Here is a 24531-nt window from a genome sequence, read left to right as displayed (position 1 = left end):
CGCTTATTCATATTATTAATGCCAGAACCTGCTTCTTGTATTATGCCTTCTGAAATTCATGATTGTTGCGACGTTGCTTCTGAGCAATTTGTTTTTTGCTGTAGGCTGAGCCGCTTCGTAGGCACCAATAGATTTAAATGCCATCACCATATCATAGTCCATTCCTACCTGACCGGAATCAAAAGGAACATTACCATAATTATCCCTGAACCAAAGGTTCCAGTCAGGGCTACCCGGTGTATAGACCAGTAAGGAGTCTGATGTTGGGAAAGGAGCCGGCAAGAGGAATGACTTAAATGTATCCTGTGCAGGGCTATGGCAGCTCATACAGGAAGATAAGGGGAGATTTTTATACGGCTTTTTTGTATTGATATCATAGGCCAGCTGGGCTACAGCTCCATCATTGGGGCCACTTAATCTTCCGCCCCAACCTAATGTTTCCCTGCTATATGCAGGTGCTTTCTGGTTAACGACTGTTTCTTTCAGGGCAGGATATGGTGGCGCAATCGGACTGTTAACGTTCGGGTCATCACCCCACATAGCACCTAATGGCACCATTTTATCCCAGAAAGATCCGCTGATATCCTTATCATATACAAAAGTGGAATACACCCACCCTGTTTTTGGAGCCGTCTTGCTATCCTTCACAATTATATCCATCTGAAAAAAGCTGACCTTACGCATCTGGTATCCTTTTTTGGAGTTTTCAGTGGTAGGGATGGTATCATAGATGCTAAAAGTTTGTGCCCCCTGCATCACAGGCCAGGCAGGATAATTAACATTTGAAAAAGCAAACTTTACGATTACACTGCCTTCTTTAAATTGTGCAGCATCATTCAGCAGGTTCACTTTTTGCCCGGTTTTACCCCAGATCTGTCCCACTGTATAACCTGCAGTTGAATCGTACAAAACCAGCGCATACCCGGCTTCATCTTCTTTCAAGGTTTTGAACATATTGGCAGGGTTTCCATTTCCTAAATAAGTGCCCAGGATAGCTTCCCGCTGGGATCCCAACCATGGCTCCTGGAACCAGCCGTATTTTGCAGCGGTCCATTGCTTATTGTTAGTAAAGAAGGGTAATACATTCGGGGCCACATAACTCTTTAGTGAATCCATATAAGCAAATACGTTAGACGCAGAAATAGGCTGTCCGTTCAACGCCTTTTGCCAGGAAGGATTAACGACCGGTTTAGCTGTAGTGGGATAATCGTGACTAAGAACAAAAAGAGAATCAGGGTATTGCTGCTTGGATGGTATTGAATCCCGGTGATCCTGGAATGCGCCGTTTGGAGCGGCTGCCACTAATTCAGTACTTGTTGCTTCCTCTTTTGGTTTGTTGTTGCTGGCGCAGTTATATGCAACGACCACTATAACAAAGAGGGTGATCATTACAGTCGACAGACTGGGGGTGCTTTTCATGGTATTTTGAATTTTGGTTCTAAATGGTATTATCAGCTTTAATGTGTGAATAGTTTATGGTGTAAGCTTTTGGAGCTCTTTTGAATAATTGATAAATATAATCTAATAAAACAGGTTTCTGTGCAAAGGGGGTAAAAACAGGTATTTCTACCTGTATATTGACCTCACAATAGATGACTGCATCTGGCGCTCCTCATTGGGCTGTTTCTCTACCTGGAGATTTGTTATATACTAACAGGTTTGGTTGCCCGCATAACATATGTTTCGCCGGCATCCATCACTATTTTTTCTTGTAATATTTGTGGATGATATCTGATCCTGGATGCAGCTTTTTCTTAAAGGTATATTTGGATTTTTCAATTAACATTGATATACCCTGATTTGTTGTTGAGCGCGAAAATATTTTCTGAATTATTTTTAGTACAGGTATAGCGTTAATGTTTAAGATTAAGTTAAACATTGAAATGGATCTGGCAGATAGCTGCCGCAGATAATATCCTCATTTGTATGAGGACTATCTATTTACAAACACCACAGGTGCCCCCATCTTTTGAACAATGCTTGCAATATTTACAATTCTTACAGGCTTTGCAGTTTTTGGATCCCGTACAGGTTGCGGTGATAGTGTTTGATTTAGCATAAAATGAGTAGGCGTATACAGATGCAAATACGAGGAATAGTCCTACCATAATCATTACTAAGTTCTTCATGTTGGAATTGTTTTGATGAATGTTTATGACCATACCAGGATACGAAACAATGATCTCTTCATTTGCTACAGGGGTCAATATTTCCCGAATGTAAACCTTATTTATTAAGTTTTTATAACCATAATGTGTTATAGAAAGCTGGCTTCGAATCCATTTGCCTGTAACCCGTAAGGCCTTCCAGGAAAATAAGCAAGGGGAAATACTGTTGGTTTATTGCTATAGGTGCTGCCGTCCTGGCGTGGGTACGAACATACTTGAAATGGGAAAATCCAATCATGGATCCGGGAGAAGGGGCGTCAATAGCAAGTTTTAAGGGCCAGGATGGTAATACACTTCGCTTATGGATGTAGAAGGAAGTTAGGGAAAGGTTGTTCATCCGGTCCTTTACCCAATAATCGGTTTGCACATGAATGAGTTGATAGCTTAGGCAGAAATTCGCTTCCAGTTACTAAATACATACCTATGAATTGCCTTCAGGCCGATGAACATTGGAATGGAGGCTACAGCTGCAAGGGGGCCTTTCACTTTGAAAGTCGTGCTGCGTACTATTCTGCAACCGCCTTCATTGTTTTCGGTCAGTTCAAACTGTTCTACAATTGACTTTACACAAGGTCCAAAATATAAATCAGTCTGCGCTAATTCAAATGCCAGTTTATGCCCGGGATCCCATTCCGTAATAAGTTGTTGAATGGTACCTTTGTCAGACACGCATTCCCGGGTATTGCCCACACCTCCCTGGCCATCAGGAAGCCTGCACGCAAGTGGTTTGGGGAGCCCACATAAGAGGTAGCAGGGTTGTTTATCATCCATTTTGGAATTAAATAGTAAAGGCCAAAGCTCCGCGGCACTCACCTTATAGTTGCATATAGTTCTTACGACCATGGTATGGACTATTTATGTAAAAATACCACATAAGGGGCAATAAGGCCGCTCATTTTAGCAATTCCATATTGCTTTTTCTGAATTATATTTGCGCCCTGATGCCGCTTAGATCTATCAGGGGAACATTGATTATTAAATTCTTATCATGAAATTCAGTTCAATCGTAGCAACATTTAGCATTGTTCTTTTTGCCATTTCCTGTGAACCCGAGGATGATCTTGTGCCCGACAACAACGGGCTTCCGACTATTAGCACTTATGCGGTTAAAGGCATTTTTACCGATACAGCTGTCGCCGGAGGGGTGATCATTGCCAATGGCGGCAACGAAATCAAGGAAAGTGGCGTTTGTTGGGGAGAGGATCCTATCCCCACTAACAATACCAATTTTGTTGCAGACAGCGTAAAGCAGGGCTCATTTACATCTGTGATCAGGAATATGAAACCCGGTACAGTGTACTATGTAAGTGCCTATGCTAAGAATGCTAACGGCATTGCCTACGGTGAAAGTGTTCCTTTCTCCACCAGTTTCAAAGACCAGGACGGGCATATTTACCATACTGTAAAAATTGGCACACAACTCTGGGCGGTCGAAAATCTGCGCGCTACTCATTATCGCAATGGTGACGAAGTGGCTACAGTGACGACCCTCAATAATTGGTTCAACGCTACGGAAGGCTTGTATTGTGCATATGGTTTTGAAAATGCCAATATTGAGGTGTACGGCTTATTGTATAATCACAAGGCCACTAGTGATACCAGGAAGATCTGCCCTGAAGGCTGGCGCCTGCCTACCTATAAGGAGTGGAAGACCCTTACTGACGGTGGGGGAGGAGACCAGGTGGCTGGAAATGTACTGAAAGGAACGGGTACTACTTACTGGACTAAGACAACTGCAGATGTGACGAATAAGACTGGCTTTACAGCATTGCCTGCGGGTATTGTGAGTGCGAATGGCTTTTTGGGCATTGGTACCAATACCTATATGTGGGCGGCGGACGCTGAGGAGTTGGGGATTAATATAGTGGGGGATAGTCCGGTTATTACCTGGTTCAACAACAAAGCGGATGGCGGGAATAGCATCCGCTTGATAAAAGAGTAGAATTTTAGAAGAATACAGTGTTGAGACCTTTACAAACCATACTTCATGGCCATCCACTCACCCGGATGGCCTTTTTTATCCCCCGCTGCACTCCTTACCCCGAAATTCTATTACTTTTGTTCCCGGTATTTCCAGAAAGGTTTAGACTTAGTTAGTATAGCATGCATATATTACTCAAAAACGTACAAATCATCGCTCCTGGTGCAGCTAACAACGGCCAGCAGCAAGATATTTTGATCGAAAATGGCGTAATCAGCCAGATTGGAAACAATATTTCCGCGCCTCACGCCCGGATCGTTGAAGGCACGAATCTCCATGCTTCTCCAGGATGGACTGATGTATTCGCTCACTTTTCTGATCCCGGTCAGGAATACAAAGAAGACCTTCAGAGCGGGGCTGCCGCGGCGGCAAAAGGTGGATATACCACCGTACTTATCGTACCGAATACTCAACCTGCCCTGCATACAAAGCCACAGATTGAGTATGTCATCAGCCGTACCCGCCACACAGGGGTGCAGGTACTACCTATCGGTGCGGTGACCAAAAACATCGAAGGCACCTCACTTGCAGAGATGTACGAAATGCGGGAAGCGGGTGCTATCGCATTCTCTGATGGCCTGAAGCCGATCCAGAGCCCGGGCATCATGCTCAAAGCCCTCCAATATGTAAAAGCCGTAGACGGTACTATCATACAACTGCCTGATGACCTGAGTATTTCCGCTCATGGCCTGATGAACGAAGGTATCTACAGCACACAGCTGGGGATGCCCGGAAAACCTGCCATCGCGGAAGAGCTGATTATCCAGCGCGACCTGGAACTGGCAGCATACACCGATTCCAAAATTCACTTTACCGGGGTAAGTACTGCCAAAGCCATTCAGCTGATTGCTGAGGCTAAGAAAAAGGGCGTGAAAGTGACCTGCTCCGTAACACCTTACCACCTGAGCCTCAGCGATGGCCAGCTGGAAAGCTATGATTCCAACCTCAAGGTCAACCCACCCCTCCGCAGCAAGGAAGATGTAAAAGCCCTGCAACAGGCGGTGAAAGACGGGCTGGTTGACTGCTTTGCTACCCATCACCTGCCACAGGACTGGGATGCCAAAGTACTTGAATTTGAATATGCTAAGAATGGGATGATTGGCCTGGAGAGTGCCTTTGGCGTGCTTCGCCAGTACCTGCCGGAAGTGCCGCTGGAGAAACTGATCGATATGCTGGCTATACAGCCTCGTAAGATCTTTAACCTGCCGGCGCATGGTTTGGCAGTAGGTGCGGTGGCGAATCTCACCCTCTTTGATCCGGAAGAAGAATGGACTTTCACGCCTGCACATCTGGCGAGCAGGTCCAAAAATTCGGCGTATCTTGGCGCCCGGTTAAAAGGTGCAGTGAAGGGGGTAATAAATGGTACCCACTTTATTGTCTGATTACCAGGTACTAAGTGAAACGGGATCAATGCCTTAGACCAGGGTAGAATGCCCAACTTTAATAAATGTCATTTTGAGTATGAGTAATGCATCTTCTCCCAACCAGGGTGTAAAATGGGGTTTAATAGCAGGTGCAGCAGGCGTTGTGGCCGGACTGATCTTCTATTTTACCAACCCGGTTAAGCTCCAGACACTGATGTTTGGGGTGATAGAACTGGCCGCTACTGCCGTATGCGCACTGATGGCCGGCCTGGAACGCCGAAAAGCCAATGGGGGATCAATAGAATTTAAACCTGTCCTGCAACCCATCTTTACAACTTTCGTGATCTCCATGTTAATTGGCGTCATTTTTACCTATGTCATGTTCAATTATGTAGATCCTTCGCTGGTGGTACAGATGAAACAGGCCCATATTGCCGATGTGCGAGACAATCCAGGCCTTTACAAAGCACTGGGTTATACTGAAGATCAATACAAAGCGGAATTGAAGCAGGCAGAAACCGGTGAGTATGGCGTGACGTTTGCAGGCAGTGTCATAACTTACCTGCAGAAGCTGATTAAATCATTCATCCTTTCCGCGATACTTTCCCTGATCGTTCGCAGAAAGTAACCATTAACACATAGTAACTTAAAATGGATATTTCCGTAATCGTTCCCTTAAAAAACGAAGATGAATCACTGCCGGAACTGGCAGCATGGATAGACCGTGTCATGAAGGAGAACCAATTTTCCTATGAGGTGTGGATGGTAGATGATGGTAGTACTGACAATTCCTGGGAGGTGATCCAAAGCCTTGCGGGCATCAACGCAAACATCAAAGGCATCAAATTTCAGCGCAACTATGGCAAATCTGCCGCCCTTAACGAAGGTTTCAAGATGGCCAAAGGGGATGTAATCATCACCATGGATGCGGATCTGCAGGATAGTCCGGATGAAATTCCGGAGCTGTACAACATGATTAAAACCGGCGGTTACGACATTGTGAGCGGCTGGAAAAAGAAACGTTATGACAGCGCCCTGGCCAAGAACCTGCCTTCTAAATTATACAACTGGACCACTACCAGGATGAGTGGGGTTAAGCTGCACGATATGAACTGCGGCCTCAAATCCTACCGTAAAAAAGTGGTGAAGAGCATAGAAGTGTATGGTGAAATGCACCGTTACATTCCTGTCATTGCGAAATGGAATGGTTTCCGGAACATCGGGGAAAAGGTGGTAGAACACCGTGCCCGTAAATACGGGGTATCCAAGTTTGGCCTGGAACGCTTTATCAACGGCTTCCTCGACCTGGCTACCATTATGTTCATCGGTAAGTTCGGCAAGCGCCCCATGCACCTTTTCGGTGCCCTGGGTACTATGTTCTTTACGATCGGTTTCCTGATCGCAGGCTATCTCGGGTACGAGAAGCTGTTTCATGATGTATATAAAATGACAGAGCGTCCGATCTTCTTCCTGGCGCTGCTGGCCATGATCATCGGATCCCAGCTGTTCCTGGCCGGTTTCATTGGTGAACTGGTGACCAGGAATGCCGTTGAAAGGAATGATTACCTTGTGGAAACTACACTTGACCGAACGAAATAATTGCTAATGGGAAGAAAGAAGATACTTATCCTGGGACCCGCCTGGCCTTATCGGGGAGGCCTTGCTGCCTACAATGAAAGACTGGCTGAAGAACTACAAAAGGACGCAGATGTAGAGATCTGGACCTTTACCCTGCAATATCCAAAATTCCTTTTTCCTGGCAAGAGTCAATATGCTACCGAAGCTGCGCCGGCTCACCTGAACATCACGCGTAAGATTAATTCTATCAATCCGCTGAACTGGTTGAAACTTGGCCGGCAGATCCGCAAGATGAAGCCGGACCTGATCATTGCCAAGTACTGGCTGCCGCTGATGGGGCCAGCACTCGGTTCCCTGATCCGTTTAGGAAAAAGAGGCAATACCAAAGCATTTTCTATCCTGGATAATGTGGTACCTCATGAGAAACGCCCGGGTGATGTGGCTTTTACAAAGTATTTCCTGAAACCGGTGGATGCCTTCATTGCTATGAGCCAGTCTGTATTAGATGATCTCAAGGTATTTGAGCCCAATAAACCGGTATCACTGATACCACATCCGATTTATGATAACTATGGTATGCCGATATCCAAAGCGGCTGCTAGGGCGGTATTGAACCTGGATGCCAGCAAAAAGTATATTTTGTTCTTTGGTTTTATCCGCCAATACAAAGGACTGGATCTACTGATGCAGGCCATGGCGGATGAAAGAATGAAAAAACTGGATGTGCATTTGATTGTAGCAGGGGAATATTATGAAGATGCCGCACCGTATAATGAACTGCTGGCAAAGCTGCAACTGGGAGACCGCATTTTGATGCACACTGATTTTATTCCGAATGATGCGGTGAAGAATTATTTCTGTGCAGCAGACCTGGTCGTGCAACCTTATAAGAGCGCTACCCAGAGTGGCATTTCGCAGATCGCCTATCATTTTGAAAAGCCGATGGTGGTGACAAGGGTAGGAGGATTGCTGGAAATGGTGCCTGACAGTGTGGTGGGGTACCAATGTGAGCCTGATCCGGCAGACATTGCAGCTAAGATTGAGCAATATTACCTTGAAAATAGGGAAGCCGATATGACGGCGGCCGTTCACGTTGAGAAGCAAAAATATTCCTGGGATAGACTGGCGAAAGAGATTTTGCGTTTGACAGGCTTGTAGGATAAATTCCTTTATTTTCCACTGGTGCTGGTACATGTTGTTCTGCAAAAGGAAACCCTGTATAAACAGGCTTAAGGGAATGTTCTACCAAAAAAATTTCATCTAACAGATTTGTAAGATATTTTAACGGTTTTTTAAATGTTCCCCCACAGGAATCATTTATCTTGCCGGTCCATATTATTTAAACATGATCTATCGTAGTAAAGCACCATTACGCCTGGGACTGGCAGGCGGTGGTACCGATGTAAGTCCATATTCTGATATGTTTGGTGGCGCGATCCTGAACGCTACCATCTCGTTATACGCCAGAGCTGCTATCGAGCCTATTGCTGAGAACAAAGTGATTTTTGAGTCGGCAGACAGAAAAGAACAGCTGGAATGCGAAGCTGTGTTCCCTCTCACCTGCGATGGCAAACTCGATATCCTGAAGGGGGTTATTAACCGTATTGCAAAAGATTATGGTATTCCATCGGGTTTTAAGCTTACTACATTTGTAGATGCACCGGCTGGTTCTGGTCTCGGTACTTCATCTACCCTGGTGGTAGCGGTACTGGGTGCTTTTGCGGAATGGCTGAAACTGCCATTTGGTGAGTATGATATGGCACACCTTGCTTATTGTATTGAAAGGGAAGACCTGCAGCAGGCGGGTGGTAAGCAGGATCAGTATGCAGCCACTTTTGGCGGGGTGAACTTCATGGAGTTTTATGGCGATAAGGTCATTGTAAATCCCCTGCGCATTAAGAACAAATATCTGGATGAGCTGGAAAATAACCTGGTATTATATTATACTTCTACCAGCCGTTTGTCCAGCAGCATTATTTCTGAACAACAGAAGAATGTAACGGAGAAGAAAGAAGCGAGTATTGAGGCGATGCATCACCTGAAAGAACAGGCGGTGATGATGAAAGAAGCTTTGCTGAAAGGGGAGATTGATAAGATAGGAGAGATCCTGGATTATGGTTTTCAGCATAAGAAAAACATGGCAAAAGGGATTTCTAATTCACAATTAGATGAAATTTATGAAGCCGCGAAAGGTGCAGGTGCTTCAGGGGGTAAGATCTCTGGTGCTGGTGGCGGTGGATTTATGATATTTTACTGTCCGGGGAATACCCGTTATGCGGTAGTGGATGCGCTGAGTGCTTTTGGCGGGCAGGTGAAACGGTATCATTTTACGCATCAGGGAGTGAATACCTGGACTATTTAATGTATTTAAATACAGTGAGTTAAGGCCTGGTTTATTTGAAAGAAAGGGCTGAGTTCCCCAATTATTGGAGCCAGGCTGTGGGAGCCGGAACAAACATTGAGTAGAGAGAGAAATCCTGGGCTATTTAAAAACAGCAGCAATGACAGAAAAAATTATTAAGACGATTCAGGAAAGCATCGCAGTAAAAGAGGCGATTATAAAGGATGAAGAATTAGTGAGAAGCATTGCACAGGCTGCAAGTGTGATCACAGCCTGTTTTCAGCAGAACCATAAGGTATTATTTGCTGGAAATGGCGGTAGTGCAGCAGATGCGCAACACCTGGCGGCTGAGTTTTCCGGCCGTTTTTATAAAGACAGATCACCATTGTACTCCGAAGCATTGCATTGTAATACTTCCTTCCTGACCGCTGTTGGAAACGACTATGGTTACAATGAAGTATATGCCCGTATGCTGCGTGGTATCGGGCAGGCAGGCGATGTGTTTGTAGGCATTTCCACCTCAGGCAATTCTGCCAATATCCTGGAAGCGATTAAGGTAGCGAAATCCAAAGGGATGATCGTGATAAGTATGACAGGCATGTCTGGCGGAAAAATGAAAGATGGAAGTGACATTCTGTTGAATGTACCGTCATCTGATACACCTCGTATCCAGGAGTCGCATATTACTATTGGTCACATCATTTGTGAAATTGTAGAAAATAATCTTTTTGGCTCATGATTACAGAATGTATTGTATTAGCAGGAGGGCTGGGTACCCGTTTGCGTAGTGTAGTTGCAGATAAGCCTAAATGCATGGCGCCTGTGGGCGATGTTCCTTTTATAGATTACCTGTTGCGCTACCTGCTCAAGGAGGGTATGACGCATGTAGTATTGTCTTTGGGGCACCTGTCAGAACAGGTAATAACATACATTGAGTCCAATGAATGGACGATGAAGGTAGATTTCGTGATTGAAGAGGAGCCCCTGGGTACCGGTGGCGCCATCATGAATGCACTGGAAGAGCTGGAAGAAGATGAGTTTTTTATTCTGAATGGAGATACCTTGTTTAATGTGGACCTGTTTGATTATTCAAACTGGCACCAGGAAAAGGGAAGTAAGTTATCGCTGGCCCTGAAGCCGATGCAGAAATTTGACCGGTATGGTAGTGTGGAACTGGATGAGAATAATAAGATCACGGCATTCCTGGAAAAGCAGTATTGTGATGAAGGCCTGATAAATGGTGGGATCTATGTGGCGAACAGGGAGTACCTGGAAGGTCTGGGCCTGCCTGAGAAGTTTTCTTTTGAGAAGGATGTGCTGGAGCTGCAGGTGAAGAATGGGGAGGTATATGGTTTTGAGAGTGATTCTTATTTTATAGATATTGGTGTGCCGGCTGATTATGAGCGTGCACAAAAGGAACTGGTTTGATAGTAGAGATTGGAAGGCTGTTTTGATGGGAGTAGATCGGGCGGCTTTATGACAGTGGGAGGCCTGGAACCAATTATTATGGAAAGGATCGGAACCAGTTTAATGAAGAACATCAGGAACTACTTTCATAGCGAAAGTTCAATAACAGCGAAGGCAATAAATCAGGTACCGTTCGCTACCAATAAATCAGGCCTCGTACCGAAGCCAATCGACTAAAAACTGGCATGATAGCAATTGATAAAAGCTGGACATTATTCCTGGACCGCGATGGTGTCATGAATGAGGAAATTAAAGATGGGTATGTATTGCAATGGGATATGTTCCGTTTCTCGGAAGGTGTCCTGGCAGCCATGCCGGTGTTGAATGCCCGTTTTGGCCGTATTGTGATCACCACAAACCAGCGTTGTATCGGCAGAGGCTTGCTAACCGAAGCTGGTTTAAAAGACATCCATGCCCACATGCTGGCAGCCATCCATCTGCATGGGGGCCGGGTAGATGCTATCTATCACTGCCCGGATGTAAATAACGATAGCCCCTGCCGTAAGCCGCAGTCTGGCATGGCCATGCAGGCACAGGCGGAATTTCCGGAGATCGATTTCAGCAAATCAATCATGGTAGGCAATACCATGGGAGATATGAAATTTGGTAAACAGCTGGGAATGAAGACAGTATTTATTCCTTCTACAAAACCGGGGCAGGCATTTCCTGATCCGATGATCGATTTTAAGTGTGACAATTTGTTGGAATTTTCAAAGATCATACAATAAATTTGTCTCATATAACGTAAATAAGGCTATGAAGAAAGTGCGCATAATTGGGTTCACCTGTCTGCTGTTTGTGGCTGCTGTTGTAAACGGGCAAAATGTAAAAGGGCCAAAGATCGCTGCTACAGATGCAGCGACGCTGAACGCGCAACAGGACTCCCTGAAATACTTATCTGACCTTATATTACGTGGCAGGGATGAAGATGCCCGTCAGCATGCCAATGACCGTTTTATCCCGAAACTGGTACAGGCGCTGAAAACTCCGAATTCTTTCTATTTCCCTTTCGATTCTATTACCACTGTTTCTATACAATATCCGGAGGATAGTACTTTCCGCATTTTTACCTGGGGCGTGGAAAGCGAGAATACTTTTTTTCATCATTATGGCGCTATACAAATGCGTACAGAGGATGGAAAATTGAAGTTGTTCCCGCTGTTTGACGCATCAGATTATATTTTGAATACGGATACGATTACGGATAATAAGAACTGGTATGGCTGTATGTATTATAAGATCGTGCAGCGCAGGTTCTTTAATAAAGATTATTATACCTTGTTTGGCTGGGATGCGAATAATATGCGCAGTCAGAAGAAGCTGATAGAAATGTTGTCATTTAAAGATGACAAGCCGGTATTTGGTGGGCCCTTCTTTAGCTATGCAGAGGATACGGTACCGAAGCCTTTACGGAACAGGTTTATTTTGGAATATAAGAAGGATGGAACCGTGAGTTTGAGTTATAACCAGGACATGGATATGATCGTATATGATCACTTGATCTCTGAGACGAATCAGCCAAAGAAGCCTTCTACATTCGTGTCTGATCTGGATTATGAAGGGTTTAAGTGGAAAGGTGGGAAATGGGTGCATATAGAAAAGGTGTTTCATGATGCGCTGCAGTTAGGGAAGTATCCGGTAGGGCAGCCTTTGGATTATAAGAAGAAGGATCTGACGAAGCCAAAGACAGCGGAGGAGATTAATGAGGAGACTTTGCAGAAACAGCCGTCTAAAAAGAAGCCGAAATAGCGTTTATGTTCGGTGAAATTTCACTTGAAAAACTGGCGTGTTTGATAAGGATAGCCCCTATTTATTAGGGTATCCGCATTTTCTGGAATATTTTAATGATGTCGAGGTTATTACCAGGCACCATCTGGTGATAGGGATCCATTTTACATATGGATGCCAACAATTTTCAATTTCAAAAAGGGGAAAGAATTAGACCTTTTAGTACCCTTATTGAATAAAGCTAAAAAGGGGAGTCTATTATAGATAATAATGCCTGATCCTGCTCAAATCGTCATTCAACTCATACACCCAGGGTGTTCCCGTAGGTATATCCAGCTTCGTTACCTCCTCATCACTCAGATGATCTATATACTGGATCAGCGCTCGCAAACTATTTCCATGCGCCACAATAATCACCTGCTTTTTCTGCTTTAATGCAGGTATAATCGTATTCGTCCAATAGGGTAGTACCCGATCCATCGTCTCACTCAGGTTCTCTGTCAGCGGTAGCTCTGCAGGTAATAAATCCTTATACCTGGGATCATTGCCAGGGAAACGGGTATCCGTTTTCTCCAATACAGGCGGATGTTCATGTGGATCTCTTCTCCATTTATGCACTTGTTCCTCTCCATATTGCTGCACTGTCTCCGCTTTATTCAAGCCCTGCAAAGCTCCATAGAACCGCTCATTCAGGCGCCATGATTTCTCTTCCGGAATATACAATTGATCCATGGCTTCTAAAGCAAGATGCAATGTCTTTATAGCTCTTTTGAGCACCGAAGTAAACGCGAGGTCAAAATGAAACCCATTGTCAGCTAATAATTTTCCTGCATGTTTGGCTTGCTCAATGCCATTTTGGGATAGGTCAACATCGGTCCAGCCGGTAAACCTGTTTTCCAGGTTCCAAAGGCTCTCACCGTGGCGTAGGAGTACTAATTTTTGCATGCATAAGACTGCGCAAAAAACATGCTATTTTTTATGCCCAAATACCTCTCTTAATTTGTCTTTGGCCTCCTCCAATACCTCCAGCTGCTTCTCCGGCAGATTCTTTCCCGCCCTGTTTATGTAAAAATTTAACATAGACATTGCAGCGCGAAATGGTGTTGTTTTTCGCCGGTGACTTTTGTTGGATGATCGTTTCAATGACTTGGCAATTTCCATTGGATCATGAAGGGTAAAAACATCTTTATCCAGGTCCATGGCATTGCTATGCTCTGTTACGTTTTTTGACCATTTCTTTTTAGGTGCCATAACATGATTGTTTTTAAATTTTCCAGGTAAAGCCATGCATGCTGTTAAAAACATATGACCAGGAACCAAGATGATCGCTATTCCAAAACAAAGGACATCTTTTCATTAGATGTCCTTTGTTGCTTTTATGAAACGACCTGGTCAACTACAAAGAATGGGTACTACTTCTAAAACTTATTGGATTAAGATCAGAATTCATGACTCAGCTATTCAACACCTTTTCCATCCCCTTCATCACTTCATCAATAGGTCTGTTGCCTGTAAGCAGCAGCGCTTGTCCTGTGCGCCGGGCAGTAAGTAACAATGACGGAAAACGTTCTATCCGCCTGTAGCTCACCTCCTGCAAATCAGATCTGAATGCATCGACAGTAGCTTTACAGCCCAGCTGGATGTCAAAACTATCCGCAGAAAAACTTCCCGGCAACCCGGTCTCAAGCGCAGCTGCCAGATCAAGCAAAACCTCTTTCTTTGCTATATTCTTCCCTTTTACCATCACGGCTTCCCATAATAAGTAGAGGTATTTCTCCTCCATTTCAGGCGACTGCAACCCCGCTGTCTTTACCGCTACACAGGCAGGATAAGAAGACGCCGGCGGATCCCGGAACCATATCTTATCATCAATTACTGCCCCCGTCATTTGCCGTGCCTGCATCCATACCGGGCCCATTTGCAATGGACGGGAAACTGCCTGTAACGCATCGTGGTAATGCTTCCAGCTCGAAAGCATGCCTCCCATACAATAGCGAATGGAAACATGGTATTCCTCTTTCAGCTGCCGGAGCACAGGCTCAAATGCCCAGCTCCAGCAACATAGCGGGTCAGTATAACACACTACTTCTAAGGCAGTGCTATTTTTTACTTCTGTGTGTGCTTCCATTTTCAAGTTCCTGATCTTTTGCTGACTGGCTCCAAACCTGCTCGCCAATAGGTACTGCCATGTTAATTTCTTCACTCCGTTGCGCACTCATGCCATGATCAATTTCGTCCACCCCTTTTAGTGTTCTCGCGGTGCCCTTTGGTGCTATATCCGTCAAACCATTTGTTTTCAAAACATAGCTCACCGGATCTTCAATGAACTGCCAGGTTTCGCCCAATTGTGAAGACTCGCCCTCATTCCATGGACCCCTGATATCCGAACCACTACTCATGTTAAAATACAGATTGCTATAGCGCGGATCAGATTGCAATACACCAGGAGGGAAGTTTGGCTGAATGGTTTCCAGTGCCGCCTCAAACATCTGGTAATGCGCTACCTCGCGCGTCATAAGAAAGTTGAGCGTATCTTTTACATATGGATCATCTGTGAACTGCAACAGGTATTCATAGGTGATTTTAGCCCTTGACTCTGCTGCTATATCAGAGCGCAGATCCACCGTGAGGTCACCATTACAATCCCCATTGATGTAAGCGGCCGACCATGGAACGCCCTGACTATTAGTATAAGCAGGACCGCCTCCTGAAGATGTCAGGAATTGCGGTGCGATCATTGATCGATGGATAATTTCTTCCTTTGCTTTCCTGCCATCCAGCATCTGCATGATCTCTGATTCATCTGCAGCTTTCTTCAAATCTCCGTTCACACCCTGTAGTAGCATTTGAATAGTCGCACCTACTATTTCAAGGTGACTAAATTCTTCTGTAGCGATATCCATCAGCAAATCATACTTATCAGGAAATGGATTTCTTGCAGCAAATGCCTGCCCGAAATAACGCAGTGCAGCTGCTAATTCGCCGTTGGCACCGCCAAACTGTTCCAGCAACAAAGTGGCAAATGCAGGGTCAGGCCTTGAGACCCTTGCATTATATTGAAGGTCTTTTACGTGGTAAAACATGGAGTAAATTTTATGGTTTAAGAATTACGCTTTTTCTAACCTGTAATTGAGTGGATCGATGGCGATGACTCTTCCTGCAGCCAAGCTGCTTTTTGTGCCATATTCTGCCTGTCCGCCACTATAACCACCATAGAGGGCGGTATAGCCGAACATTGGGTCACCTTTGCCTTTCAGCATATCGCCTTCAGATCCGTAATTTTCAGAATTGGAATGTTCGCAAGCAGTAGGTAAATGATGCTGACAAAAATAGCATTGCCCGCAAGCGATGGGGAAGGGTACAACAATTCTATCGCCTTTTCTAAACTTAGACATCCCACGACCAGTATCTTCTACAATACCCATAAATTCATGACCCATAAAAAGGTCTTTGCCCTGGGGGAAAAAGCCATCATAAATATGTAGATCGGAGCCACAAATGGCTGTGGAGGTTACTTTGAGGAGGAGGTATGTATCTTTCTCCGGGATTGGGTCTGCTACAGTATCAAAAGAGATCTTATCCGGATGGTGAAACACGGCTGCTTTCATATCGTTCTTTTAGGATGATAGAAGAACAAAGACGGGGCCATGCTGTTTTAAACTGATAATATCAGATGAGTGCGCAAAAAAATGTTGCTAAGTATACACACAACCGGCAAATAAAAGAATCAGAACAACGCAAAATGAAAAAAACGAAACAATGCAAAATGAAAAAAAAACAATAAACAATGCAAAATGAATCCTAAAGAAGCGGCTCAATGCACAACCCATTGAACCGCCTATTACTAAACACCAATACTTATTTATCTATCAAACACTTCAAACTCGGTCCTTCTGTTAGCCTGATGTTCCTGTTCCGAACAATGCACACCGTTTGCACAACGGTTAATTAATCTCGTCTCTCCATATCCTGTAGCAGTCATACGCTCTTTCGCTATACCTTTGGAGATGAAATATTGTAATACAGATGCAGCTCTTTTCTGTGATAATTTCATATTATAATTGTCATCCGAACGGCTATCTGTATGGAAACCCATCATTAATTTCCATTGCGGATTTTCTTTCATCAATGCGATCAGTTTGTCCAGCTCTTTCGCTGCATCCGGCCGTACTGCTGATTTACCCAGATCGAAATATACGTTTGCCGGATTGAAGCGGTTACCCAGATCGATCTTATGGCCTGCCACATTCGCTTTCGCTACGATCAGCGTTTTCTTTTCAGGTGCTGCCACCTGTGCGATGACTATCTTTGGTAAGAATACATCCTGGTGAATTACCTGAGATGCTGTTAATCCGTTTGTAGTCACCAATACATTTTCTGATGGGCTGTAAGTCACTCTTGTGGCATTCAAACCGTAGTCAGACAAACTATCCAGTACAAATTTGTAATTTCCTTCATCGTCGGTTCCGGTTGTCAGCACATTGCCGGTAGCCTTATTGGCGAGGGCCACAGTTGCATTGCCCAGTGGAGCTTTCGTTGCTTTATCAAAAGCTTTTCCTTCCAGGCTGAACACCAGGATTTTCCAGGGTGTAAAACGGTAGATATCATCATTACCATAACCACCCGCCCGGTTGGATGAAAAGTACATAGACTTACCTGTGTTGTAAGCAGGACCAAAATCATCCTGCGCACTGTTTACCGGAGCGCCCATATTCACTGGATACCAGACACCATCCTTTTGCTTTGCAGAGAAGATATCCAGGCCACCAACACCAGGTCTGCCATCTGTAGCAAAGTAAAACACGCCGGTACTATCCATGAACGGAGTACGCTCACTACCTGCTGTATTGATAGATGGACCCATGTTTACAGGTGTTTGCCATTTACCATCCTGGCCTCTTGTACAGTAATAAATATCAGTACTGCCTAAGCCACGTGTGCCATAATCAGCCACAAAGTAAAGCGTACGTCCATCTGCACTGATGAAAGGATCACCCACACTGTAATTAAAGATCTCATTATATGGAAAGCTGTCTATTTCCCAGTTAGCATTTGTATTATTCCACTTTGAGGCTTTCAGCTCAACATTCAAAGTATATAACTGTTCTGCAAAGCGACTTTTCTTTTTTACCAGGTTCGTCACTGCATAATACATGGTATTTCCATCAGCCGTATACGTTGCTTTCGCACTGTGATAGTCGCCATTTACATTGCGTGAAAGCAGGCGGGTGGTGCTACTGTCAAAACCATCGCTTTCATAAAGGTGGAAGTAACTACGGCCTGTAAAACCATATCTCTTCCTGCTGATATTAGAATTGTTATAAAGCTTGTCATGCCGCAATGAATCATAAGGACGATCTGATGCAAATACAAACCTGCCGGTTCTAAAACCTGTTCCCCAATCAGACCATTGTGTATTCATGGCTTTCAGGTTTTCCAGGTCACCTTTCACGGGTTTTGCATTCCACTTCGCTGCGCTGTCACAACCTGCTTGCATGTTCATCGCCAGTATATCGTTTGGTTGTTTGGCCAGGTAGCCATCGAGTGCTTCTTTGGCAGCTGTATATTTTGCATTATTGATCAGCACTTTTGCATAATGCAGTTCATCATTGGCAGTATGCTCCGGGAGCGCTACCAGTTTACGATACCAGGTTTCTGCTTCCGGATATTCGTTCAGTAACTTGTAGCTATCAGCTACTCCACGAATGGCGCGGACGCTTATTTTTTTGCTGAAGGCCTTCTTATATAAAGGAATTGCAGCAGTATAATTATACAAGGATGCCTGTTTGTCTGCTTCTTTTAAAACATATTGAGCATTCGAAAGGGTGGCAGAGAGCAGCATGATGCTGAACAGCGCGATCTTTTTATTCATAGACAGGGAGAACGATTTAAAAATGGATCCTACAGGATCGGTTTCACATAGGTTAAAAACTGTAACCTTCATCTCATTTCGCATTACAAAATTACCGATGGACTGATCTTCGTCACATAGTAGATATTCTATATGGCTGTAGTATAAGTTCTACAAATGGTGAAAATCTAATATTATAGTTTTGCTAAATGTAATCATAGCCTTTATTGATGAAAACTATTCTGATTGCCTTAGACCCATCCATATTCAGTTATGGACTCAAACAGATTATAGCTACGATGCCCCAGCCCACGGATATTGAAACTGCCGATTCCTGTGAGGCAGCGTTGACCTTGTTAAATACCCGGCGTTTCGACTTGTTGATTACTGATCTTCACAACGAGCTGCAGCAGTTTGTGAAACAAAAATGGCCTGAGATCAAAGTCATGATCTACACGGCGGCAGATGAAAAGACCTTTGCAATTGATTATTTACTGGCGGGTGCTGATGGTTTTCTGAGCAGGAGTGCGCGGAAAGAGGAGATGGAGTATGCCGTGCGTACGGTGCTGAACGGAGAAAAGTATATGAGTGCCACGGTGCGGCAGGAGATGCTGGACCAGTTATGGCAAAAGAGAAGAGCCGGCCATAAAAGGGTGTATTGATAATTCCTGAAAGGCTGCTGATAACATACCTTTTAAGGTTTTCTTTTTACACCATTTTCCATTGGCCGGCTCTGAATATTTTAAGCTTCTACTTTAAACGCTGCGGCATATTTCAGGCCACTTTGCTGTTGTAAATTCTTAGGGATTTTGATTTCCAGTTGGCCATTATTGAGTTTCCAGCTCAGCTTAGCTTTGGTACCCAATAATGTTACACGTTTGATCTTGGCAGGCTTTTCAATCGCGAAAGCGACTGTTTCAGGCAATTTCACAGCATCACTGTCAGACGTGAAAAATGCATACGTAGCGGTGCTATCTTTTGCCTGTGTATAGAATACATTTTTGTCAGAGTAAGGCGCTACCGGGCGGGAAGCATGAATACCTTCACCATTGATCTTCATCCATGCGCCAATGTCAGCCAGTCTCTCGTATGCCTGTGGTGTCCAGTCTCCTTTCGCGCTAGGGCCGATGTTCAGCAGGAAGTTACCACCTCTTGATACGATCTTTACCAGCAGTGTCACCAGTTTCAGGGAAGACTTCATCTGGTCTGTATGTGTATAGGTCCAGCTATCGCCCATAGACATGCAGGTTTCCCATGGATAAGGGAGTGGTTTTTCAGGCAGGGTTTGTTCGGGCGTTGCGTAGTTTTCAAACTCGCCTGGTACTTCCCTGTCTACCACGATCAGGCCTGGCTGATTTTTACGGCCCATGGCAGCAATCTTAGGCATATCTATTTCCTGTTTGCCACCTGGTCTTACCCAGCCACCATCCAGCCAGAGAATGTCGATAGCTCCATAGTTGGTCATCAGCTCTTCGATCTGACGGTAGGTATATTCTTTAAATGCTGCCCATTTCTCAGGGTACATCTTGATATTATAGTTGGTATTACGACCCATTACAGGGTAGTATTTCCACCAGAAATCCTGGCTGTGCCAGTCCGGTTTGGAGAAGTATGCACCGATCATGAAACCGTCCTTACGGAAGGTGTCAAAGATCTCTTTTGCAATGTTCGCCTTTGGATTCTTTGAGAAAGGTACATTCGGAGCGGTGATCTTGTAGTCCGTTTGTTTGGTATCGAACATACAGAAACCGTCATGGTGCTTGGTAGTGAATACCACGTAGTTCATGCCCGCATTCTTTGCAGCTTTTGCCCACTTTTCAGGGTTGAAGTCTACGGGATTAAATTCATTAGGCAGTTTCTCATAGGCTTCGCGATATACGTTGTAATCAGCGGAGTAAGGACCTTTTCTTACTACCCAGTCATCAGGGCAAATGCTCCAGCTTTCAACTTCTTCCCAAAGGGTATAGGGGCCCCAGTGCATAAATAAGCCAAACCGTTGATCCTGCCATTTATCCAGTTTTTTGATCACAAGTGGATCAGTAGGAGTTACGTACTCCTTGGACATGTGGTGCAGACCATCGGTTTCCTGGGCTGTTGCCTGTTTCATTGACAGCATGGCTGCAAATAAAACGGAGCAAGCAACGATTGTTTTTTTCATGTATTCGACCTGTTTAATTTCAGCCTGTAAGATGCGGAATATTGAGGGATTGAGTACGCATATTTTACCTGATATTGATAGAAAATAAAGAATCTTGGCAGAAACGGGAGGGATTGAAACAAAAAAAGAACCTGTACCATCTGTTGATACAGGTTCTTTCCGTTGGGTATATATGTAAGGGGTTAGTCTTAGCGAACTGCTTTGGCAGCATTTACCTCACCATCACCGAAGTACTTATCCTTGCCAGGGGTACCATAATCTGTAGACGAAGTTTTGAGGATCAGGTCTACCAGCAATGGATTAGCAAAAGGATATTTATTGTAGATCAGCGCAGCTACTGCCGCCGCATGAGGTGATGCCATGCTGGTACCAGCTGACCAGCCATAATAGTAGGTAGCGGAGGCCTCATCCCAAAAACCGATATTGAATATAAAATCAAATAGATACTCGTAGTTGATAATACCGCCTACATCCACGATCGTCGTATTTGGAGGCAGGGCATAGTTACCACCCGGAGCAGCATAGTGAATGAAGTTCTTACCATAGTTGGTAAAGATAGAGGGGAGGTACAGGGAAGTATCCTGGTTGATGCCCCAGCCCAGCGGACCGGAAGAAGAAATAGCCAGTACGCCTAATGCCGCAGCAGGGTAGGTGATAAAGCGTTTTTCTGTATCATAGTTGTAAGCATCGTTACCAGCGGCCGCAATCACAGTGGTACCATTCAGGGTAGCGTACAGGGTGGCTCTGTTCATCGCTGTGATCAGTTCTTTTACATCGCGGTCATATTCCACTACGTAGTCATCCGATGGATCATTGGGCGTACCATTGTCATCGGTGTAAGTCTTGCGGGGCAGCTCACCACCGAGGCTCATATTTATTACCTTGGCGCCATGGTTAGTGGCATAGAAGATCCCGTCTACAATGCTGCTGAAGGCACCAGAGCCGGCATCATTCAATACTTTTACGAGGATCAGTTTTGCCTCAGGGGCTACACCGGCTACACCGTTTGAATCTTTTACGGCAGCGATGGTACCGGCTACGTGGCTACCATGGCTGAAGCCTTCTGCGCCATGATATTGTACTTCTTCACCTTCTACAAAACTGTGGGTGAGAATAATGTTAGGTTTGATTTCAGGGTTGTTTAGCAGGAAACCGCCATCGAGTACGGCTACTTTTACACCTGCACCTTTGTAACCTTTGGCCCATGCTTCGGGTGCATGAACGGCCTGTAAGCCCCATTGCAGAAAGCTATACCTGTCTGTAAGGGCAGCGCCGGAACTGGATTTTGCAAATTCATGCGTGCTGCCACCGGTAGTTGTAGCGGTGCCATATGGAATAGAAGAGCGGAAATTGCGCTCCGGCAGTCGCCAGCTCTGCACGATGTCTACAGATACGGATTGTACACCTGCCACTTTCCTTGCTTTTTCGGGGAATGTTGGATCTGGCGTTTGTACACGAATTAGGCCTAATTCTTTATTAGCTTCCTTGAATACAAACTTCCTGACTCCCAGACTGGTAAGGGCATCCGCAATTGCATTCTGATCGACATTTTGCTCAGTAAGAATAATAAATCCTCTGTCTTGTTTTGGGGACGATAAAAGCCCTTTGGCTAATTTGACTTCCTGTGCGTCTTTGGAGCACGATGCCAGTAGAAATAACAGTACAAGGGGAAATGAAAATTGTAATAGATTTTTCTTCATGTGGTTTTGGTTTAACAATTATTGAATTTGGTCCTGGTTGAATAGTAGGGTCTTCGAAAAAGTTAATAGGTGGTATTAATGCTATGGGTTTCAAGGGTAAGTGAATGTACTTAAATCCTTTGAAATTTCAATATAATTTATTTGTACTTTACATGGCTAAATTAAGTCAAGTGAAATCATTCGTTAGTTTACTCCTTTGCCTGTCTTTACTGAATGCAAAAGCCCGGCAGGCAAAAGATCCCGCTACCTTAGTACAGGAATGGAATGTAGCCAACAACAAACAGGATATCGGCACCCTTACTTTTCTCTACGACAGTGAAGTATTATTTTATGGCTCGAAACTGAAGAAACAGGATTGTATTGCCGGCAAATTGTCCATCTTTAAAAAATACCCAATACTCGATCAGCAGATAGCTGGTCAGATCAAATCTGAGACCCAGGAAAACGGCGATGTGAAATGTAGTTTTGATAAGGCGGTTACTATCAATGGCGCTACAAAAACCTATGCATCTTACCTCGTATTTCATCAGGTAAACAATGCGTGGAAGATTGTAGTGGAGAGTGATCTGACCACCGATGCTAATGTGGAGAAAAGAAAAATGAAAGCAAAGGGCGCTGTGCTGTGCGATGTAGATGGAGACGGTGTAAAGGAATACGCTTACCTCACACCTGCACCGATCGATACCACGCAGGAAATGACTTGCCTGGATGAAAGTTGTACTTCTGTGATCCGCTTCTCTAACAAAGCTATCCCCGAGCTGAGGATTTCCAATTGCCTGAATGCTGTCGTTGATATATTGGGTGACCTGAATAATGATGGTAAAGATGAGATAGGCATTAATCCACAGTGGTGGACCAGCTGCTGGAGCGGATATCATGTATATACCCTGAAGAAAGGAAAATGGATAGATGCAATCCCTGCAATCTCTACGCATTGTAACCAGTGGGAGGATGGCGTGAAACCGGTGCAGAAGGACCCGAAGAGACCGGGTTATGTAATCATTCATTATAGTATGATGATTGATGATGATATCGTGACAAAAACAAAGTCAATTCCTATTAAATAGACCCAGGATCACTCAGTTTCAAAAGATTACTCTACAGGGTGCGTTCCTCTTTAATTTTTTATCAGTCTTCGCATAAACATTTTAGGGATTGCGTTCTCATTGATACAATTTCTTTTTCCAAAGCATAAAGCTAATACCAGCAAGAGGCTGGTGTTAGCTTTTTTCATTTAATCAATAAAAGGTACTGTTTCATGAAACGCAATTTTCCACGACTCTTTTTCTTATTGACCTTTCTCATGCCCTACTGCAGCAAGGAGAATAAAGTTACTTCGAAACCTCCTGCCAGTGATACGGCGGTATTACTTACACAAAGACCACTCATGGTAGAATATTGGGGCGGTTGCTGTTACGACCGCAATGATGTGGGACCTTTGGATGCTATTCCTGATAGTGTGGATGTAGTGAATATTTTTACGCTCGGCATTGGAAAAACGACCGATGGCAGCTGGGAATTTGAACACAGGGGCGTATCTGGTTACAATGACTGGAATGATGTATTGACGAAGGCGCATGCTTTGCAGAAGCGGGGAATCAGAGTAGTCTGCACCTCCTTCTCCGGTAGCATGGTAAATTTAACCGGTGCAGAAGCCGCTAAGATGGCTGGAATTGTAAAAGACTCGCTGGATAAATGGCAATTGGATGGGGTAGACCTGGACCTGGAATACAGTGGCGCGACTACAAAGAATATTGACAGCGCCGTAGTAGCTTTAGGCAAATACCTGGGGCCAAATTCAAAGACTGGGCGGATCTTATCAGTCGTAGATTATAACAATTACAACATCAGCCAGATCAAGCGTACAAATAAGTACATTGACTACGTAATGACGATGTCTTACTGGAATACGTCTAAACAGGTACTGGGTATTGTGAAATCTTATGGTGCAGCGATTGGTGATACAAAGAATGTACTGATTGGCGTAGGACAGGGATGTGCGATCAATGCAGGGCAGGCAACGCCGGCAGGAGAGGAGTTGAAAATAGCAGATACCCTGAGGATCGCATCACCAGGGTCTGGTATGATGGAGTTTGTATTCGGATGCAGTTATCATCATACAGATGCAAGCGGGCATATTACAAAGGATATTTCATATACCCAAAACATCATCAGGCACTTGAAAAAATAAAAAA

At 44.5% G+C, this 24531-nt stretch carries 23 protein-coding genes; 13 read left to right on the top strand and 10 right to left on the bottom strand.

Going from position 1 to position 24531, the window contains the following annotated elements:
• Positions 1-15 precede the first annotated feature (15 nt).
• On the bottom strand, positions 16-1419 hold the full coding sequence (locus U0033_RS06945; RefSeq protein WP_072363457.1) for a hypothetical protein: 1404 nt from the start codon (positions 1417-1419) through the stop codon (positions 16-18).
• A gap of 1133 nt (positions 1420-2552) precedes the next feature.
• Positions 2553-3011, bottom strand: coding sequence for an SRPBCC family protein (locus U0033_RS06940; RefSeq protein WP_083571689.1), 459 nt, complete (start codon positions 3009-3011; stop codon positions 2553-2555).
• Positions 3012-3156: 145 nt separating this feature from the next.
• Here U0033_RS06940 and U0033_RS06935 point away from each other — a divergent pair, with 145 nt between their 5' ends.
• The 10 genes from U0033_RS06935 (at position 3157) to U0033_RS06890 (ending at position 12648) form a co-directional block, all read left to right on the top strand.
• Complete coding sequence (locus tag U0033_RS06935; protein ID WP_072363454.1) at positions 3157-4110, top strand: fibrobacter succinogenes major paralogous domain-containing protein; 954 nt, start codon at positions 3157-3159, stop codon at positions 4108-4110.
• Positions 4111-4271: 161 nt separating this feature from the next.
• Entirely contained in the window at positions 4272-5531 is a 1260-nt protein-coding gene (locus U0033_RS06930) for a dihydroorotase (RefSeq protein ID WP_072363453.1), read from the top strand.
• A 79-nt stretch (positions 5532-5610) separates the two neighbouring features.
• The gene (locus tag U0033_RS06925; protein ID WP_072363452.1) at positions 5611-6141 is read left to right on the top strand and encodes a DUF4199 domain-containing protein; all 531 of its coding nucleotides are present in this window, start codon (positions 5611-5613) and stop codon (positions 6139-6141) included.
• A 23-nt stretch (positions 6142-6164) separates the two neighbouring features.
• Positions 6165-7112, top strand: coding sequence for a glycosyltransferase family 2 protein (locus U0033_RS06920; RefSeq protein ID WP_072363451.1), 948 nt, complete (start codon positions 6165-6167; stop codon positions 7110-7112).
• Between the two features lie 6 nt (positions 7113-7118).
• Positions 7119-8249 carry a glycosyltransferase gene (locus U0033_RS06915; protein WP_072363450.1) on the top strand — a complete coding sequence of 377 codons (1131 nt, stop codon included), beginning with the start codon at positions 7119-7121 and terminating at the stop codon, positions 8247-8249.
• A gap of 187 nt (positions 8250-8436) precedes the next feature.
• Positions 8437-9453: a GHMP family kinase ATP-binding protein gene (locus tag U0033_RS06910; RefSeq protein ID WP_072363449.1), complete on the top strand. Its 1017-nt coding sequence runs from the start codon at positions 8437-8439 to the stop codon at positions 9451-9453.
• 139 nt (positions 9454-9592) lie between these two features.
• Positions 9593-10171: a D-sedoheptulose-7-phosphate isomerase gene (locus tag U0033_RS06905; RefSeq protein WP_072363448.1), complete on the top strand. Its 579-nt coding sequence runs from the start codon at positions 9593-9595 to the stop codon at positions 10169-10171.
• Entirely contained in the window at positions 10168-10860 is a 693-nt protein-coding gene (locus U0033_RS06900; RefSeq protein WP_177318667.1) for a nucleotidyltransferase family protein, read from the top strand. Before U0033_RS06905 ends, U0033_RS06900 begins: the two co-directional genes overlap by 4 nt.
• A gap of 224 nt (positions 10861-11084) precedes the next feature.
• A complete protein-coding gene (locus U0033_RS06895; RefSeq protein ID WP_245801819.1) occupies positions 11085-11627 on the top strand; it encodes a D-glycero-alpha-D-manno-heptose-1,7-bisphosphate 7-phosphatase in 543 nt (180 codons plus the stop codon).
• Between the two features lie 28 nt (positions 11628-11655).
• Positions 11656-12648 carry a hypothetical protein gene (locus U0033_RS06890; protein WP_072363447.1) on the top strand — a complete coding sequence of 331 codons (993 nt, stop codon included), beginning with the start codon at positions 11656-11658 and terminating at the stop codon, positions 12646-12648.
• 237 nt (positions 12649-12885) lie between these two features.
• On the opposite strand, the gene gpmA is transcribed toward U0033_RS06890, so the two are convergent.
• From gpmA to U0033_RS06860, 6 genes are all read right to left on the bottom strand, one after another.
• On the bottom strand, positions 12886-13572 hold the full coding sequence (gpmA, locus tag U0033_RS06885) for a 2,3-diphosphoglycerate-dependent phosphoglycerate mutase (protein ID WP_072363446.1): 687 nt from the start codon (positions 13570-13572) through the stop codon (positions 12886-12888).
• 24 nt (positions 13573-13596) lie between these two features.
• A complete protein-coding gene (locus U0033_RS06880; RefSeq protein WP_072363482.1) occupies positions 13597-13878 on the bottom strand; it encodes a DUF3175 domain-containing protein in 282 nt (93 codons plus the stop codon).
• Between the two features lie 202 nt (positions 13879-14080).
• Positions 14081-14755 (bottom strand): DsbA family protein, encoded by a 675-nt coding sequence (locus U0033_RS06875; protein ID WP_072363445.1) that lies wholly within the window; start codon positions 14753-14755, stop codon positions 14081-14083.
• On the bottom strand, positions 14727-15710 hold the full coding sequence (locus U0033_RS06870; RefSeq protein ID WP_072363444.1) for a manganese catalase family protein: 984 nt from the start codon (positions 15708-15710) through the stop codon (positions 14727-14729). Before U0033_RS06870 ends, U0033_RS06875 begins: the two co-directional genes overlap by 29 nt.
• Positions 15711-15734: 24 nt before the next feature.
• Positions 15735-16235, bottom strand: a complete 501-nt coding sequence (locus U0033_RS06865) for an alcohol dehydrogenase catalytic domain-containing protein (RefSeq protein ID WP_072363443.1) — start codon at positions 16233-16235, stop codon at positions 15735-15737.
• A gap of 254 nt (positions 16236-16489) precedes the next feature.
• On the bottom strand, positions 16490-18499 hold the full coding sequence (locus U0033_RS06860; protein WP_072363481.1) for an OmpA family protein: 2010 nt from the start codon (positions 18497-18499) through the stop codon (positions 16490-16492).
• A gap of 209 nt (positions 18500-18708) precedes the next feature.
• Here U0033_RS06860 and U0033_RS06855 point away from each other — a divergent pair, with 209 nt between their 5' ends.
• Positions 18709-19140, top strand: a complete 432-nt coding sequence (locus U0033_RS06855) for a response regulator (protein WP_072363442.1) — start codon at positions 18709-18711, stop codon at positions 19138-19140.
• Positions 19141-19220: 80 nt separating this feature from the next.
• Here the strand turns inward: U0033_RS06855 and U0033_RS06850 are convergent, their stop codons facing one another.
• Both U0033_RS06850 and U0033_RS06845 read right to left on the bottom strand, forming a co-directional pair.
• Complete coding sequence (locus tag U0033_RS06850; RefSeq protein WP_072363441.1) at positions 19221-20636, bottom strand: alpha-L-fucosidase; 1416 nt, start codon at positions 20634-20636, stop codon at positions 19221-19223.
• A gap of 188 nt (positions 20637-20824) precedes the next feature.
• On the bottom strand, positions 20825-22336 hold the full coding sequence (locus tag U0033_RS06845; RefSeq protein ID WP_072363440.1) for a S8 family serine peptidase: 1512 nt from the start codon (positions 22334-22336) through the stop codon (positions 20825-20827).
• A gap of 170 nt (positions 22337-22506) precedes the next feature.
• Between U0033_RS06845 and U0033_RS06840 the strand changes: the two genes are divergently transcribed.
• Together U0033_RS06840 and U0033_RS06835 are read left to right on the top strand one after the other, a co-directional pair.
• On the top strand, positions 22507-23403 hold the full coding sequence (locus U0033_RS06840; protein WP_177318666.1) for a SpoIVB peptidase S55 domain-containing protein: 897 nt from the start codon (positions 22507-22509) through the stop codon (positions 23401-23403).
• Between the two features lie 191 nt (positions 23404-23594).
• Complete coding sequence (locus U0033_RS06835) at positions 23595-24527, top strand: EndoS/ChiA family endoglycosidase (protein ID WP_083571687.1); 933 nt, start codon at positions 23595-23597, stop codon at positions 24525-24527.
• Positions 24528-24531 lie beyond the last annotated feature (4 nt).

The organism is Chitinophaga sancti, from assembly GCF_034424315.1.
Taxonomy (GTDB): domain Bacteria; phylum Bacteroidota; class Bacteroidia; order Chitinophagales; family Chitinophagaceae; genus Chitinophaga; species Chitinophaga sancti.
This window is presented reverse-complemented; position numbering and strand designations above follow the sequence as displayed.